This window comes from Leptolyngbya sp. PCC 6406, from assembly GCF_000332095.2.
Taxonomy (GTDB): domain Bacteria; phylum Cyanobacteriota; class Cyanobacteriia; order Phormidesmidales; family Phormidesmidaceae; genus PCC-6406.
This window is the reverse complement of record NZ_KI913949.1, coordinates 3,938,869-3,953,908: the sequence shown is the minus strand read 5'-3', so window position 1 is coordinate 3,953,908 and position 15,040 is coordinate 3,938,869. Positions and strand designations below refer to the sequence as shown.

The following is a 15,040-nucleotide window of genomic DNA, read 5'->3' as shown; positions in this document are numbered from 1 at the left end:
TGCATCATATTCAATCAATTCATTCAGAGCCTCATCAAATCATCCATCAAATCAAAAGCTTATCGATCACGATAAGCCCATAGGCCGAATTCTTAAACGCAACTTCGATCGGATTTGCTCAATTTTAATGTGCTCAATTTAGGGTGATTAGCATGAGTTTGCCAGATAAAGCCAAGGCCGCAGCCAAGAATTCTGAAGGACTAAGAATTCTGAAGGCAAAGTTCAGAAAGCAGTAGTGATCTGGCAGTAGTGATCTGACTGACAGTACCACTATGTGGTAGTTAAGGCGATCGCACCCAACCCGGAATTTTAGAACTGGCTAAATAAATATGACGACAAATTCATCGAGAAAACCGGTCTCCTTTTGGATCGACTCAACCCCCACTACAGCCTATCCAGCTTTTAGCAACGGCATTGCAGTGGATGTAGCTATCATCGGCGCTGGGATAGTGGGATTAACGGCTGCTACCCGGCTTAAGAAAGCGGGGAAAACCGTTGCAGTGATTGAGTCTGGTCATGTTGCCGCAGGGGTCAGCGGTCATACGACGGCTAAGGTCACCTCATTACATCAATTGATCTATGCCGATTTGATCGAGCAAATTGGTGAACCCAAAGCGCGACTTTATGGAGCATCCAATCAAGCGGCGATTGAATATGTTGCGGCATTGGTCGCAACAGAGCAAATTGATTGTGATTTTAGCCGTCAAAGTGCCTATACCTTTGCCGAACCAGACAGTGAGCTTAATCAAATTAAGGATGAAGTGGAAGCCGCGCTCAAACTAGGGCTGCCAGCCTCCTTTGTGAAAGAAACATCGCTGCCCTTTGCGATCGCGGGTGCCGTCAAATTTGACAATCAGGCTCAGTTTCACGTCCGCAAATATCTGCTCCATCTCGCCCAAACCATTCCAGGGGATGGTAGTCATTTACTTGAGCACACGCGAGTGCTCAAGGTTGAAGAAGAAAAACCCTGTCAGGTGATCACTGAACAAGGGGTGATTAACGCCCACGATGTGATTGTGGCCACCAATCTGCCGATTTTAGATCAGGGTCTTTTCTTCGCCAAAACCCATCCCAAACGGTCTTATCTGGTAGGCGCAAAAATTGATCCCGAAACAGCACCGGAGGGCATGTTTATCGGCAGTGGTAAGGAGTCCCATTCCATTCGCACCACGCCCCATGATGGTGGATTACTGCTGATAGTGGGCGGGGAAGGGCATAAAGTGGGTACGGTCACGGATACAGCAGCCTGCTACCAAAAACTGGAAACCTACGTCCGCGATCGCTTCAACATTGATGCCATATCCTACCGCTGGTCAACTCAGGATATGGTGTCGTTTGATCGACTGCCCTACGTGGGTAAACTGACACCCTTTAGCCACCATACCTATGTCGCTACTGGATTTAGTCTCTGGGGCATGTCGAAGGGAACGATGTCGGGAATGCTGCTCTCGGATCTAATTTTAGGGCAGGAGAATCCCTACGCTGAGCTATACGATGCCACTCGGGCCACGCCATTTTTGAAGCCAGACCTGATTAAGAATGGCGTGGATGTTGCCGCTCGTTGGGTGGGCGATCGCCTCAAAAATCTTGAGTCTTCTGCCTTGACCGAGGTGCCTCAGGGTGAAGGCAAACTGCTCACAATTAATGGGAATAAGATCGCCGCTTACCGGGATGATCAGGGCACAGTTCATGCGGTTTCTGCCGTGTGCCCTCACTTGGCTTGCATTGTCAGTTGGAACAACGCCGAGACGAGTTGGGATTGTGCCTGTCACGGCTCTCGATTTAGTTGCGATGGCAAGGTAATTCACGGGCCATCCGTCAAGGATTTAGAACAGCAAACCGTCCAAACCGTCAGTTAACGCTTTCGTCTAATCGTCTCAGTAGGCAACCCCAATCCTAATCATTTTCCCGAATTATTTGTTGGCTGCTGTTACGCATCCACCCTTGCCGGACGATACGTTACAACTTTGCCAAAGTCAAAGCCTATGTCGAAGGTTTTACGCCATATAGCAATCCCATTTAATTTCTGAAGACCTTCGTAGCATGGGTGAAACGAAGGGTAACCCACGGAGCAAGAAGCTTACTCAAGGCTCATGCAGAATCGGTATAGCATCGTCAAACCCTAATTAGTGAGAGCACTTATGTTGCTACAAGAAAAGAAAACAGGCAATCTGGTAAAAGTCATGGATTTTGAATCCTTGATTAATCCCATGAAAAACGAAATTACAATTCGGGTGCAAGCTGGGGAGGAGGAGCAAGATCCTGAGCCCAAACAGAAAAACAACTTACTTTTCCCCTCTGGTGAGGATCTGCCCCAGTGTTGGCTAGATGTCAATTACAAGAATGATTGATTTCGTCTATTACTGACATGAATAGGACTGGATTTTGAACTTTATTTCGGAGTTAACAAAAATGCTTTCAAGACGTAGAATAAGACGTTTTTTCATTGTCATGGGTGTAGCTGTAATGATGGTGATGACTGTGGCTTTTGATTTTGGCAACTCCAGTGGCTGGGCTGCGGCATTAACGCCCAATCAGCTTTTAGGACAATTACCCATGAGTGAACCTGTGGTTTTATTTTCAAGTCCCAATTTCCTACTGGCGGTGGTAGTAGGCGTGGTGATGGCCTTCGCCTTTCAACTGCTCTTTACTAATCTTGCGATCGCAGTTATTGCTGGCCCCGATCGCCCGTCGAAAGACGGTGACTCAGAAAGCCTGGGGGACACCGTTCGCGGCATTGAGACCAAAGTGGGTCTGGGGCTGTTGATCAGCGTCAGCATTGCCCTATTTATCGCCTCCTTTCTAGCGGTCAAGCTGAGTCTTGTGGGCACCCCTGGGTTGGGAGCCATTACAGGGATAAGTATCTGGGCAGTTTTCTTTACTGCCCTGACCTGGTTTAGCTCTAGCGCCCTAGGGTCACTGCTGGGGTCAATCATCGGTACTGCCACCGCCGGAGTACAAAGCTTGCTGGGGGCTGGCGGTAGCCTGCTGGGGGCTAACCTGGCCAAAAGCCAAATCGTTTCTACCGCAGAAGAAGTCACGGCAGCGGTACGGCGGGAGTTAACCGCAGGCTTTGATCCCGATACGATTCGGACAACGCTGCAAAGTTCCTTGGACAAAGTCCAGTTGCCTAACTTGCATCTGGATCAACTGGGGGGACAGTTTGAAAAGCTGTTGCAGGATGCTGACTTGGGGTCGGTCGCCGACAGTGATCTGCTCAAGAACGTCAACCGCGACACCTTTGTGAAGCTGGTGAGCAGCCGCACCGATCTCTCGAAACGTGATATCAATCGCATTACCGATCAGTTGGAAGCCGCTTGGCAGAAGGTTGTCGGGTCAAAGGATCAGGTCGATACCGAAGCCTTACTGAAACAGTTGAAATCTGCGGATCCGGAAGATCTGCAATCGGGTGAACTCAGCGATCGTCTCAATCAACTCATCAAAACCACTTCGGCCCAACGTCAGCCCAGGGGTAGCTTGACCAGTCAGGCGGTTCAGTTTGGCGCGACGGCATTACTGAGCCGGGTGCTACAGGATGTTGATCTTTCCGATGTGGATGTCGAAAAAATTGGCGGGCAATTGTGGACTTTGGGCAGCAATATGTTGCAGTCCAATGGATCATCCAATGGTCACACCAACGGTCATCTTAAGGGTTCCTTAAAGGGCAAGTCCGCCAGCACCTCTAAACCCTTTAGCATCATTCAGGCTGACCTGGAAAACTACCTGCTATTTTCACCCCTGTGGAAATTCAATCAGGAGGCTGTGCAGCAGGAATTTCGTGATGTAATTTATGACGCGGAAGCGAATCCCAGCATCATTCGCCAAGAACTGGACTTAATTGATCGCAACTATTTTGTCCAAGTTTTGAGCATGAGGGATGACTTATCCTCAGAAAAGAATCAGGACTTAGCCAACCATTTAGAAGCCATTCGGGTTGACGTGTTTAGCATCGTCCACAAGGCGGAAATCGAGGAAAAGTCCCAAGGTTTACGGCGTCGGGTGGAAAATTACCTGCGCTCTACGAACAAAGCAGAACTGAATCCCGATGCCATCGGCAGAGATTTTCAGACTCTGTTGTCAGACCCACAAGCGGGGTTCGAGGACTTGAGTCATCGTTTCCAGCAGTTTGATCGGGACACCTTGGAGCAACTGCTGAGTCAGCGCCAGGACATGACCGCTGAAGAGGCCAGCCAATTGGTAGAACAACTGGTGGGGATCCGCGATCGCGTATTGTCCCAAGCCCAAGAATGGCAAGATCAGGCTCAACATGCAGCCCAAACACTGCGTCAGAAGGTAGCCGACTATCTGCGCGATACGCACCGGGAAGAACTGAACCCCGAGGGGATTCAGCGGGACTTCAAAACCCTGTTTGATGATCCAGAAGCGGGGGCGAGTGCCCTCCGGGCTCGACTTTCCCAGTTCGACCGCGAAACCTTGGTGCAGTTCTTGAGCCAGCGCCAGGATCTCAGCGAAGAACAGGTGAATCAGGTACTCGATCAAGTGGAGTCGGTGCGAGATAGCATCTTGCAGGCTCCCCAAAGGCTGGCCCATGCAGCTAAGGACCAGTATGACGAGACCACCCAAGCCCTAGCGGACTATCTCCGTAACACCAATCTGGAGGAACTCAACCCGGAAGGAATTCAGCACGACCTGTCCACGCTGTTTAATCACCCAAAGGCGGGTGCTACCGCATGGCAGGCGCGGCTGTCTCATGTCGATCGCGATACCCTGGTGCAACTCTTGAGCCAGCGGGACGACTTGACCGAGGAGCAGGTGAATCGGGTCATTGACCAGGTTCAAACAGCGATTCGCAACGTGATCAAAGCCCCCCGGCGTTTAGCCAATCGGGTGCAGCAACAGGCGGTGGACTTTGAAGCCAACCTGGAAAGCTATCTGCGCCACACCGAGAAAGAGGAGCTAAATCCTGAAGGGATTAAGCGCGATTTACAGCTCTTGTTACAAGATCCTCGGGCTGGGCTGAGTAGCCTGGGGGATCGCGCCTCCCATTTTGATCGGGCCACCTTTGTGGCGTTGCTGGCTCAACGGGACGACATGACTGAGGAAGAGGCCAATCATATTGCCGATCAACTGGAATCCAGCTTCAGGACAGTCGTTGAACAACTCCAGAAGGTGCAGCGGGCGGTGCAGGCCACCATCGATAAGGGGTTCGACAATGTCCGTAACTACCTGAATGGTTTGGAACGCCCCGAACTCAACTATGAGGGGATCAAGCGGGACTTTAGCCAACTGTTTGATGATCCGCAGATGGGCTTAGATGCCCTGCGCGATCGCCTGACGCAGTTCGACCGGGAAACCCTGGTGGCGGTGATGAGTTCCCGTGACGACATCTCTGAAGCCGATGCCAACGGCATCATTGACCAGGTTGAAGCGGCGCGCGATCGCGTTTTGCATCAGGTGGAACGGGTGCAGCAGGAAACCCAGCGGCGACTCCAGGCCGTGGGAGACGAAGCCCAAAGACAAGTGCGGGAAACGCGCAAAATGGCGGCGGGCGCAGCCTGGTGGGTCTTTAGCTCGGCTCTATTCTCGTTAGCGGCCTCAGCGAGCGCCGGGTTCTTGGCCGTGACCCGATTTGTGGTTCCATAAACCGGGCGGCGTTACTCCTGCGGAGCCACCGACCCAACCCAAAATGTTGGGTAATGCCCGGAAGAAACCCAGGGAAGCCTGTCATTCCGAACGCAGGGAGGGATCTCGGTCTGGCTCACGGAGATCTGAGCTCGACTTATGCTTCGCTGCCCATCCGCCAGGGAATAAATTGCCCTGGCTCATCGCAGAAGTCCGTTAAAACGGACTCGCCCCCCTATCCCCAGCCCAGCTCCCAGTCCATTTTTAATGGCCCTTAAAAATGGACTAGAGCCTGTTAGCCGGGAATTTTGAATTCCCGGCGGGGTAGTCCAAGATCCTTCACGACGCTCCGTTACTCCCCGAGTGTAGGGAGGAATCTCGGTCTTGCTCACAGAGGCAAGTTTCTTACTGCTACGCACGGGACAGCCCTACATCCTTATGCCCTTATCCTTCTGTCTGCTAAACAAGGGCAAAGCCCTACTTACGTCTGCCTTCTGTACTAGCCAGAATGAGGCGGGCGATCGCGGTTGATCCCCCCGGTGGCCCCACCCGTTCTTGCCCGATGGTTTGGCAGCGCTGACGATATTCCGTGTCCTGCAAAATTTCGTGGAGGACTCTCGCTGCGGCCTCCAGGGTTTCCGAGGTGGCGGCGGTGGTGCCGATGGTCTGCACCGCTGGCCCCAAAAGCCGCATCTGGGCCTCAGCAAAGAGATAGGTAAACTGCGGTCCCGCCCCTGGAATCTGCACTACGGGCTTGCCCAAACCCACCGCCTGCTCCACCGCCGTACCCGCCATTCCCACCACCACATCGCACTGATGTAGCAGGTCGGCAAAGGCGTCGTAGACATACTGGACGGTAATATCGTCCTGCACCAGCAGTCCGGGCTGGGGAGCCTCCCAGCCCTGGGCCGTTGCTAGGGCGATTACCTGATCTGGGGTTAGACCGGGGACGAGGGCCGCGATCGCGTGAAACGAGCCCAGGGGATTTAGAGCCCGACAGAGCCCCAGCATTAAGCCAAGATTTTCCGCCGCCTCCGGCAGGCGGCTACCGGGAAGGAGGGCCACGAGGGGACGATCATCCCGGCGCAGGGTCTGGCCGCTGGGGGTGAGCACATCCATAATCGGATAGCCCGCAAAGACGGCCTGCTGAAAGCCCCGTCGTTGCAAGTCCTCGGCGGTGTAGGCATCGCGGGTGAAGATGTGGCGACAGCGGCGCGATCGCAGGGCGATCTGCACTAGGAGCGGTAGCCGCACCGTGCCCTCGTAGTAGCTGGAGGTGGAGACCAAAAACACCCCAAAGGGCCGTCCAGTGATGGAGGCAAAGAGAATGGGGACGATATCTCCCGTGGCAAAGAGCAGATCGCACTGGCGGCTGTAGCGCTGCACTGCCCGAATTTGCCCCCATGTGAGCCCAATCAGTCCTGCCCCCAAATCCCGCAACAAACTGAGGGGATTGGTATCCCGCCCCCAGTTGGCAGGGTTGAGAAAGCGACCGAAATTGATGTAGTTAAACCCGCCGGAGGGCAGGCTTTGGGTTGGCCCGATGATGGGCACCCCCAAGTTTGCGTAGGCTTGGCCAACCCCCACAATGGGCATCGCCGCCACCGAGATCTGGGGCGCTAGGGTCCGTAGGGCGCTGAGAATCAACGTGGCGTTGAGGTCTTCGCCATGGCCATTGCTGAGAAACAATATCTGCTGGCCCATGCCATCCTCTACATTTACGGAACATCTACATTTACAGAACATCTTTCGACCCCAAGCGTGTGGTCGAAGCCAACCCTCATCCCAGCAGCTCTGCAAGCGTCGGCAGGGGTCGCCCATCCAGGGTAGCCGCGATCGCGGCGGCACTCTGCCAGCCCGAAGCCAAGGCACTATCTACCGACTGGGAACCGCACCAGTCCCCACAGGCCACCAAGGGTAGGGGCTGGCTCACCTGCCACGGGACATTAGACCCTGATGCCGCCAGCGGTTCCCGCACTAGGGCGTAACGCCAGCGATGGACCTGCCAATGCTGGGGCCGCCCTAACCACGGCGCTAGATGGGTTTGGGCACTGTGGAGCAGCGCTTCTCCTGCTGCCTGGAGGACAGGAGCCTCTAGCCAGTCCGTGGCAAAGGTGGCGCTACTTTGCAGCACCACGTTGACGGTTGTCGCCATAGCGGTGGGGGCCATGACCCTGTTTCCCCCCACGTTTTCCCCAAGCATCCCCCCAGTGTTTGCACGCTTACTGCTGTCGAGACCCACCCAGGCGAAATCCGTATCGGCCTCGCCCCAGACCATCCAGGGGCGGGCGTCTAGGGGGCTGTCTTCGGCAGGTGAAAGGGGGACCAGGGCAGCGGAGTAGGTGGCCATGACCGTAATGCAGGGGTCATAGTGCACCGCTGCTAAGGTTTCGTAGGCGGCGGTGGGTAGTCCCTGCTGGACTAAGGGTGCGACCAGTTCCAGGACTTGGGGGGCAGGAATGGCAAGGACGAGGGCGCGGGATTGGAGGGAGACGGAGGTATTCCGATCTGTCTCCAGGGCCGTAATCCGCCAGGTACCCTCAGTCTCGGGTGCGATCGCAGTTACCCGCCACTGCCGCTGAATCTTCAATCCGGCCCCCAGCGCTTTGCCCACGGCAGACATCCCCGCTGGAGCAACCCAGTAGGGGGGCCGAGATTCCTGGGATTCCTGGGATTCCTGAAGATCCTGCCGCTGCAATCCCCCCGTTTTCCCCAGGCGAAACACCTGAGGGTGCCAGGGCTGGAGCACTTGGGCCGCTGCCAAATAATCCACCCAGGCTTGCAGCGCTGGGGTCTGGGGTTGCAGAAAGCGGGCTCCGTGGTCCAACACCCTGGATTCAATCCGCCGGGTGGCCAAACGCCCCCCCAACCCCCGAGATTTTTCCACTACCGCTACGCTATAGCCCGCCCCCTGGAGTCTGCGGGCACAGGTGAGTCCGGCCATGCCCGCTCCGATCACCGCCACATCTACCCTCACTGGCTCCGACCCCATCTCTGACGAAATCCCTTTGCACCGTTAACTTTACCGCGCTTAGAATGGGACACAGGTTTCCCCTTAAAATGCTTCCCATTAGGCGGGTAAAGAGTCGTGGATGAACTCCGTTCTGCGCTAGAACTAGCCAACGAAGAAGAACTGCAAGCCCTAGCGGAGTTGCTGTTTCGCCCTAAGTTGAACCCCCTCGACTATTTGAATGCCACGGATGTGTCGGGGCTCCAGCGCCTCAGCCACCGGGAACGGCTGAACCGGATTGACGGGCGATTGCGCTACTTAGCCGCCGATGGGTTTACGGTCCTACAGGGCAACAGCGATCGCATTTCCTATCGCCAAATTTTGCTTCAGATCTGTCGCTATCTGAAGATGACCTGCCCGGAATCGATCTCCACCCCAGATCTGGAAGCGGAGGTCTTTCTCCATGTGCTGGAAACCGCCTGGAAACGGCTGCCCGCTCGGGACCAGCGGGCCTTGCAGCAACAAGTGCGCCAGACGATTATGGATACCCCCCAGTACCGAGCCCTGCCCCTAGCCCTCCAAGAAAATCCTCTGGGGTTACTGGCAAAGGGGAGTGGAGCCCTGGCGGTGAATGCGGTGGTGCGACCCTGGCTGCTGCAACAGATTGCCCGTCAGTTTGCGGTGCAGATGGCCCGTCGGCAGGTAGCGCAGCAAGCCCTTGCCCGTGGAGGCTTGGGGGTGGCAGGGCAGATCCAAAACCGGGTGACGGTGGCCATGGCCTCTCGGGGTATGGCTTTGAATACGGCTCGCTATGGGGCGGTGCGAAGTATGTTTGCAGTGCTGGGGCCAGCCCTGTGGGTCTGGTTCTTTGCGGATTTGGGCTGGCGGGCGATCGCCACCAACCATGGACGGGTGATTCCGGCGGTGTTTGCCCTAGCCCAGATTCGTCTGACGCGGGGAGAAACCCCGGACTACGAATTGGCTCAGTGTTAGGGGACGATGGCGATGGCAAATTCCAAGGGCCAAACCACGACCCACTACACTCTGCTGGGGCTGAAACCGACCGCATCGGTGCAACAGATTCGGCAGGCTTACCGCGATCGCAGTAAGCTCTACCACCCCGACACGACGGAATTACCAGATGCGATCGCAACTGCTAAATTCCAGTCCCTCAATGAAGCCTACGCCACCCTCAGTAGCCCAGAACGCCGCTTGGCCTACGACCACAGCATTGGCTATTCCCGCATAGCCGTCGTCCAGGCTCCCGCCTATCTAAATCGCCCCGCCTCAGAGCGATCGCGCTACGAAGGCACCAACGCCTACCTAGACCCCACCGATCGCCCCCTGTCCGCCGGGGAACTCTTTGCCCTCTTCATTCTGGGGGTGACCTTTGTCTGCTGTCTGATGCTGGTGGTCGCGGTAAGCTTTACCCGAGGCAACTTGATCCAAGCCACCGCCCCCACCCCACCCCCCGAAACCTCCACGATGCCCGCCCCTGCCCCCGACGCTCCCGATCCTGCCCCCAGCCTCCCCACTCCAAAGGATTCTGTCCCTCCAGATCCCCTCCCCACGCTCACGCTTTAGAGGCATTGGGACGTACCGCAAAACACCAGAGGATAGTGCTAATAATGAATCGATGCTGCCGGTACTCCTTTAGGACTACCCAGGAGTTTCTGCATCACCAAGATTTATACTCATTCAAATATACTTGGTCAAGATTCGAGATGCACCCATTGGAAAAATCAATCTCTTGAAGCGATCAAAACTAGACGATTTTCCAAGGTAATTCCTTGGGACGACATCTCAAGTTCTCCTTAAAGTAGACAGAGGTATTAGATACTCTAGCTTGTCTCATTAAATCCTCCACCCAACTCCATTCAGGCTGAAATTCAGGCTCTTGAGTAGTACGACTTTGCCCCCCAATTGCAATCAAGTCAAACATGTCTAAACTCTCGAAAACTAATGGCTCCAACATGGGTTCTATAGACAACCATTTGACCTTGGCTCTGATTTTTCTAAAAGACTTTTCTGCCAGGGATACTCTTGATTGAGTGTCAACAGTTGTTCCAACCCAAACATTGTCCGGAAAGCCATCTAACTTATCATTTATTTCCTGCAATCTTTGTGGAAACTTTGTCAAGAAAAGAAAGTTCCACTGAGGAGATAATTTCACTGATTCAAAGACCTGAAGAATCCAATCTTCAGGAACCCATTTCCCAAATAGATCAGCCATTGAACAGGTAAATACGTTTCTGGCAAATATGTGAGCATCTTCCAGATTGATGCGTCTCTTTTGAGCTTCATTTCTTATTCTCTCAAAGGACATGGGTCTCATATTCTGTGGAGCATAAAGTCTGTTGGGATGAAAGGTTGGCTCGAATTTTGTGTCATAAAAGCGATTTGCAATATCTCTCGCATAGCAATATGGACATCCATGCCAGCATCCAGTTACAGGATTCCATGTCCACCAAGCCCAATCAACCATTTCATTGGTACTATTAAATTGCGATCTAGTATCACTTTGGACAATGTACAGCTTTCGTCCATCTTCTAAGTAGATAACTTGAACATTCTCTTTTTCTTCTGCAAGAGATAAATGCAAAGTCTTACTCATGACTGTTTTCTTCTCCTGGATTTGAGCTTGGGATATGCAGATTCAAATCACCTTGAATTGCAACCGAGCCATCATCGTAGATACCTGGCAATGGATTAGATCTAGGATTGAATAAATGATCTAAAATTCTTTTCCCCAAATCAGTATCAATGCTGTAAAGCTTGATTGCGGTTAAATCCTTCTGCTTACACCAGTTTGTGGCATAAATAAAAGTCCATTTCAAGGAGGGATTCTCAGGATTTCGCACAAATATTTTTTCCTTTCCATGGCCATTAATTATTTCTTCAAGAGAGTAGACTTCCCAATTTACTTTCGGATTAGACTCCCAACGTTTCACGTATGTAGTTGCAACATTCATTAAAAGATCTACTTTTCTCATTTGAGGGAATTCAAAAACTTTTTTAATCTCTTTGATCGGAAAATCCTGCTTGCCATTAGGATCTGAGTATACCAAACCATTGAATTGAGAGTTGGCAAGATCTCGAGAAACTCTGAGCAGCGAATCTTTATTTTCACCCGGCCAATAATGAGGATCGCACTTCAGATTTAATTCTTTTATTGCTTTCTTTAAGATATCCAATGATTTGTGACTGGCATCACAAAAATGACATATTGGTTCAATGCCTTCCTTATTGAGTTCTTGTAAGGCGATTATAGGGGAACCAAGATCTTCGTCACCAAATTTCCTGTAATCAGGCTGATAACCAGCTCCACAATTCAAGTCTATGTAAATATAAGGTTGTTTTGTTTTTTCAAGAATTAGCTTGCACACACGAGAATGGTAGCTCATAAGATAGCGGAATCCTTTGAGCTTATAAGGAGTAGACTTAGAGTATTGCTGGCCAGTTGACGTGGTGTCTTGTGCCATGATTTCTGATGAACGATGATTTAAACAAGTGTGCAGCCAGACAGTTCGTATATACTAGATCAATTCACTAAAACTTGCTCATCAATTTATGTGCTTCCCTGAACTCTTGTTAGCCCATTACCTTGGGCTAACCTCAAGGTAATGGGCTATGCCTTAAGAGCTAAAATCGTGTCCCGGACAGCGGCGGCGACGGTGTCAATGTCCGCTTCAGTGGTGAAGCGGCCTAGACCAAAGCGGAGAGAGGCGTAGGCTAGGGCATCGCTATGGCCCAGAGCCTTGAGCACAGGGGAGGGGGCTGGGTTGGCGGTGCTACAGGCGGAGCCGGAGGAGACGGCGACGACGGATCGCAACCCCAGTAGCAGGGCTTGACCGTCTACCCCCGCCACACTGATGTTGAGGTTACCAGCTAGGCGCTGGATGGGGTGGCCGTTGAGGGATACCCCCGGCAACGGGGCGAGGGCCTGCCAGAGGCGATCGCGCAATTTTCCAATTCTGTCCTGTTCTGCCGCCCCGGACTCCATTGCCAGTTCCACCGCCCTTTGGAAGCCCACAATCTGCGGGGTGGCCAGGGTGCCGGAGCGTCGCCCCCGTTCGTGGCCCCCGCCGTGGAGTTGGGGAGCCAGGGAGACTCTGGGATTGCGTCGCCGTACATAGAGCGCCCCGATGCCCTTAGGGCCGTAGACCTTGTGGGCGGTCATGGAAAGGAGGTCAATGGGCATTTGCTGGACATCTAGGGGAATTTTGCCGATGGCTTGGGCCGCATCAGTGTGAAAGAGGATGCCGCGATCGCGGCACAACTCCCCGATCTCCGCCAAGGGTTGCAGCACCCCAATCTCGTTATTCGCCGCCATCACCGACACCAAAATCGTGTCCTGCCGCAGCGCCGCCGCCAGGGTGGCCAGATCCACCAACCCATCCGACTGCACCGGCAGGTAGGTGATCTCAAAGCCCAGTTTTTCCAGATAGCGACAGGGATCCAGCACCGCACTGTGCTCCGTCTGCACCGTGACGATGTGGCGACCCTGGGTACAGTACGCCTCCGCCACCCCCTTGATGGCCAAATTATTGGCCTCCGTTGCGCCACTGGTGAAGATAATTTCCTCAGGGGTAGCCGCGATCGCAGTAGCCAAGCTTTCCCGTGCCTGTTTCACCGCTGCTTCTGCCGCCCAGCCATAGGCATGGGTGATGCTGGCGGGGTTACCAAAATGCTCGGTAAAAAAAGGCATCATAGCCTCAAGCACCCTGGGATCCATCGGCGTTGTGGCATGGCAATCCAGGTAGATCGGTCGTGTTATCCCCAGAGCCCCAGCATTTTCCATGAATACCCCCAGCCATATCATCCTCAATCTAGCGATTCTAGGTCGCCGTCAGGGTACTCCCACCGCCCCCGCCCCTGGCCGCACTTGGGCAGCGGGCCTAGGGGGATTCCTACCCGATGCCCCCCTATTTTTGTTCTATGGCTGGGCCAAGCTGTGGGTTCAGGCTCCAGAGCGCCAAATCTGGCGGGAGCTGTACAACACCCCCATCTGGCAGGACTTCTTTGCCCTCAGCCATTCCATTCCCTTGGCCTTGGTGGGATGGGGTCTAGCCCGCTGGCGAAAATCCCCCATCGCCATGGCCCTGTTTGCCAGTATGTTGCTCCACGATGCCGCCGATCTGCCCCTGCACAATGCCGATGCCCATCGCCACTTTTTCCCCCTGAGCAATTTTCGCTTCATTAGCCCCGTGTCCTACTGGGATGTGAACCACTTTGGAGCCTATGCCGCCCTGGGGGAATGGATTCTGGTGGTAGTGGCCAGCGTCGCTCTATGGCGGCGGGGGGCACCGCCCCTAGCGAAAGTCGGACTCATTGCCGTCAATAGCCTTTATCTGGTGATGTATGGGCGCTTCTACCTGGGATAACCTGAGTTCGGCTTAAGCTTCGCTGCCCATCCGCCAGGGAATAAATTGCCCTGGCTCATAGCAGAAGTCCGTTAAAACGGACTCGTCCCCTTACCTCCAACGTAAGCCTTCAGGGGTTCACGAAGAATTAAGGGTTCCAGGGTCTCGATAGGGGTTAAGGTAGGCTCATGAGTGAAGGCAACGAGCCCACCATAGACATCGGCGGCATCTCCATTTCTGTGTCAGATTGGGATGCCACCCCGGCTAGCGTAAAAAAAGCTCTGGTGTGCGCTCTCATTGAGACCATCAGTCGCTTAGAAGAGCGGGTGAGCCACCTCGAAGAGCAACTCAACCAGAATTCGCAAAACTCATCGTTGCCGCCTTCAAAGGATGGATTCGGCCCCCCTAAGCCAGACCCGGAGGGCAAAGGCAAAGGGAAGCGGAAGCGCGGAGGCCAACCGGGACACAAAGGATATTCCCGCAAGCTGTATCCCCTAGAAGCCTGCAAACAGGTGTTCGAGCATCGCCCCAAGACCTGTGGGCATTGTGGAGAGCCGCTATCAGGAAACGACCCAGCGCCCTATCGGCACCAGATTGTCGAACTACCGCCAATTGAGCCCATCGTCATCGAGCATCGCCTGCACGCCTTAGATTGTGAGCACTGCGGTAAAACCACCCGTAGCAAATTACCAGCAGAGGTGCATCAAGGCGGTTATGGTGAGCGGTTGAGTGCAGTAGTGGCCTTACTGAGTGGCGCTTATCGCCAAAGCCATCAGCAGGTGAAGACCTGTCTAGCAGCGCTGTTTGAGATCGAGATTTCTGGCGGCAGCATCAACCGGCTACGCCGAGAAGCCAGTGCGGCACTGGGGCAGCCAGTAGCTGAGGCGCAAGGCTACGTGCAGGGGGAAGCGGTGATTCACAGTGATGAGACTAGCTTTCGCCAGGGGAACAGCGATGGCCAGAATCAGGCCCAGCGACAGGGTTGGCTGTGGGTGCTGGTGACGCCGATGGTGAGTGTGTTCAGCATTCTGTTGAGCCGGTCTCAAGCCGCCGCCCAAGCACTGATTGGCCCAGCCTATGACGGCATTGTGGTCTCAGACCGCTACAGCGGCTATGGGTGGATTGATATTAGCCAACGCCAGGT

The 15,040-nt window shown here is 54.0% G+C and carries 12 protein-coding genes; 7 read left to right on the top strand and 5 right to left on the bottom strand.

Annotated features, from left to right (window positions below):
* Positions 1 to 329: 329 nt before the first annotated feature.
* The 3 genes from LEP6406_RS0217460 (at position 330) to LEP6406_RS0217450 (ending at position 5,604) form a co-directional block, all read left to right on the top strand.
* Entirely contained in the window at positions 330 to 1,859 is a 1,530-nt protein-coding gene (locus tag LEP6406_RS0217460; protein WP_008308525.1) for an FAD-dependent oxidoreductase, read from the top strand.
* 282 nt (positions 1,860 to 2,141) lie between these two features.
* The gene (locus tag LEP6406_RS0217455; RefSeq protein WP_008308523.1) at positions 2,142 to 2,351 is read left to right on the top strand and encodes a hypothetical protein; all 210 of its coding nucleotides are present in this window, start codon (positions 2,142 to 2,144) and stop codon (positions 2,349 to 2,351) included.
* Between the two features lie 100 nt (positions 2,352 to 2,451).
* A complete protein-coding gene (locus LEP6406_RS0217450) occupies positions 2,452 to 5,604 on the top strand; it encodes an MFS transporter (RefSeq protein ID WP_162160894.1) in 3,153 nt (1,050 codons plus the stop codon).
* 456 nt (positions 5,605 to 6,060) lie between these two features.
* Here the strand turns inward: LEP6406_RS0217450 and LEP6406_RS0217445 are convergent, their stop codons facing one another.
* Together LEP6406_RS0217445 and LEP6406_RS0217440 are read right to left on the bottom strand one after the other, a co-directional pair.
* The gene (locus LEP6406_RS0217445; RefSeq protein WP_008307783.1) at positions 6,061 to 7,287 is read right to left on the bottom strand and encodes a lipid-A-disaccharide synthase-related protein; all 1,227 of its coding nucleotides are present in this window, start codon (positions 7,285 to 7,287) and stop codon (positions 6,061 to 6,063) included.
* A gap of 76 nt (positions 7,288 to 7,363) precedes the next feature.
* Positions 7,364 to 8,575 (bottom strand): NAD(P)/FAD-dependent oxidoreductase, encoded by a 1,212-nt coding sequence (locus tag LEP6406_RS0217440; protein ID WP_008307785.1) that lies wholly within the window; start codon positions 8,573 to 8,575, stop codon positions 7,364 to 7,366.
* Positions 8,576 to 8,671: 96 nt separating this feature from the next.
* Here LEP6406_RS0217440 and LEP6406_RS0217435 point away from each other — a divergent pair, with 96 nt between their 5' ends.
* Both LEP6406_RS0217435 and LEP6406_RS28700 read left to right on the top strand, forming a co-directional pair.
* A complete protein-coding gene (locus tag LEP6406_RS0217435; protein WP_008307787.1) occupies positions 8,672 to 9,526 on the top strand; it encodes a YaaW family protein in 855 nt (284 codons plus the stop codon).
* A 12-nt stretch (positions 9,527 to 9,538) separates the two neighbouring features.
* Positions 9,539 to 10,117: a J domain-containing protein gene (locus tag LEP6406_RS28700; RefSeq protein WP_071992250.1), complete on the top strand. Its 579-nt coding sequence runs from the start codon at positions 9,539 to 9,541 to the stop codon at positions 10,115 to 10,117.
* Positions 10,118 to 10,298: 181 nt separating this feature from the next.
* On the opposite strand, the gene LEP6406_RS0217425 is transcribed toward LEP6406_RS28700, so the two are convergent.
* The 3 genes from LEP6406_RS0217425 to LEP6406_RS0217415 form a co-directional block, all read right to left on the bottom strand.
* On the bottom strand, positions 10,299 to 11,147 hold the full coding sequence (locus tag LEP6406_RS0217425) for a DUF5131 family protein (RefSeq protein ID WP_008307790.1): 849 nt from the start codon (positions 11,145 to 11,147) through the stop codon (positions 10,299 to 10,301).
* Complete coding sequence (gene tcmP, locus LEP6406_RS0217420; protein WP_008307792.1) at positions 11,140 to 12,015, bottom strand: three-Cys-motif partner protein TcmP; 876 nt, start codon at positions 12,013 to 12,015, stop codon at positions 11,140 to 11,142. Before tcmP ends, LEP6406_RS0217425 begins: the two co-directional genes overlap by 8 nt.
* Before the next feature lie 146 nt (positions 12,016 to 12,161).
* A complete protein-coding gene (locus LEP6406_RS0217415) occupies positions 12,162 to 13,334 on the bottom strand; it encodes a cysteine desulfurase family protein (RefSeq protein ID WP_193364930.1) in 1,173 nt (390 codons plus the stop codon).
* Here LEP6406_RS0217415 and LEP6406_RS0217410 point away from each other — a divergent pair.
* Together LEP6406_RS0217410 and LEP6406_RS28695 are read left to right on the top strand one after the other, a co-directional pair.
* A complete protein-coding gene (locus LEP6406_RS0217410) occupies positions 13,333 to 13,917 on the top strand; it encodes a hypothetical protein (RefSeq protein ID WP_008307795.1) in 585 nt (194 codons plus the stop codon). The genes LEP6406_RS0217415 and LEP6406_RS0217410 overlap by 2 nt on opposite strands.
* Before the next feature lie 167 nt (positions 13,918 to 14,084).
* The coding region (locus LEP6406_RS28695; protein ID WP_008315143.1) for an IS66 family transposase at positions 14,085 to 15,040 on the top strand (956 nt) is incomplete at its 3' end.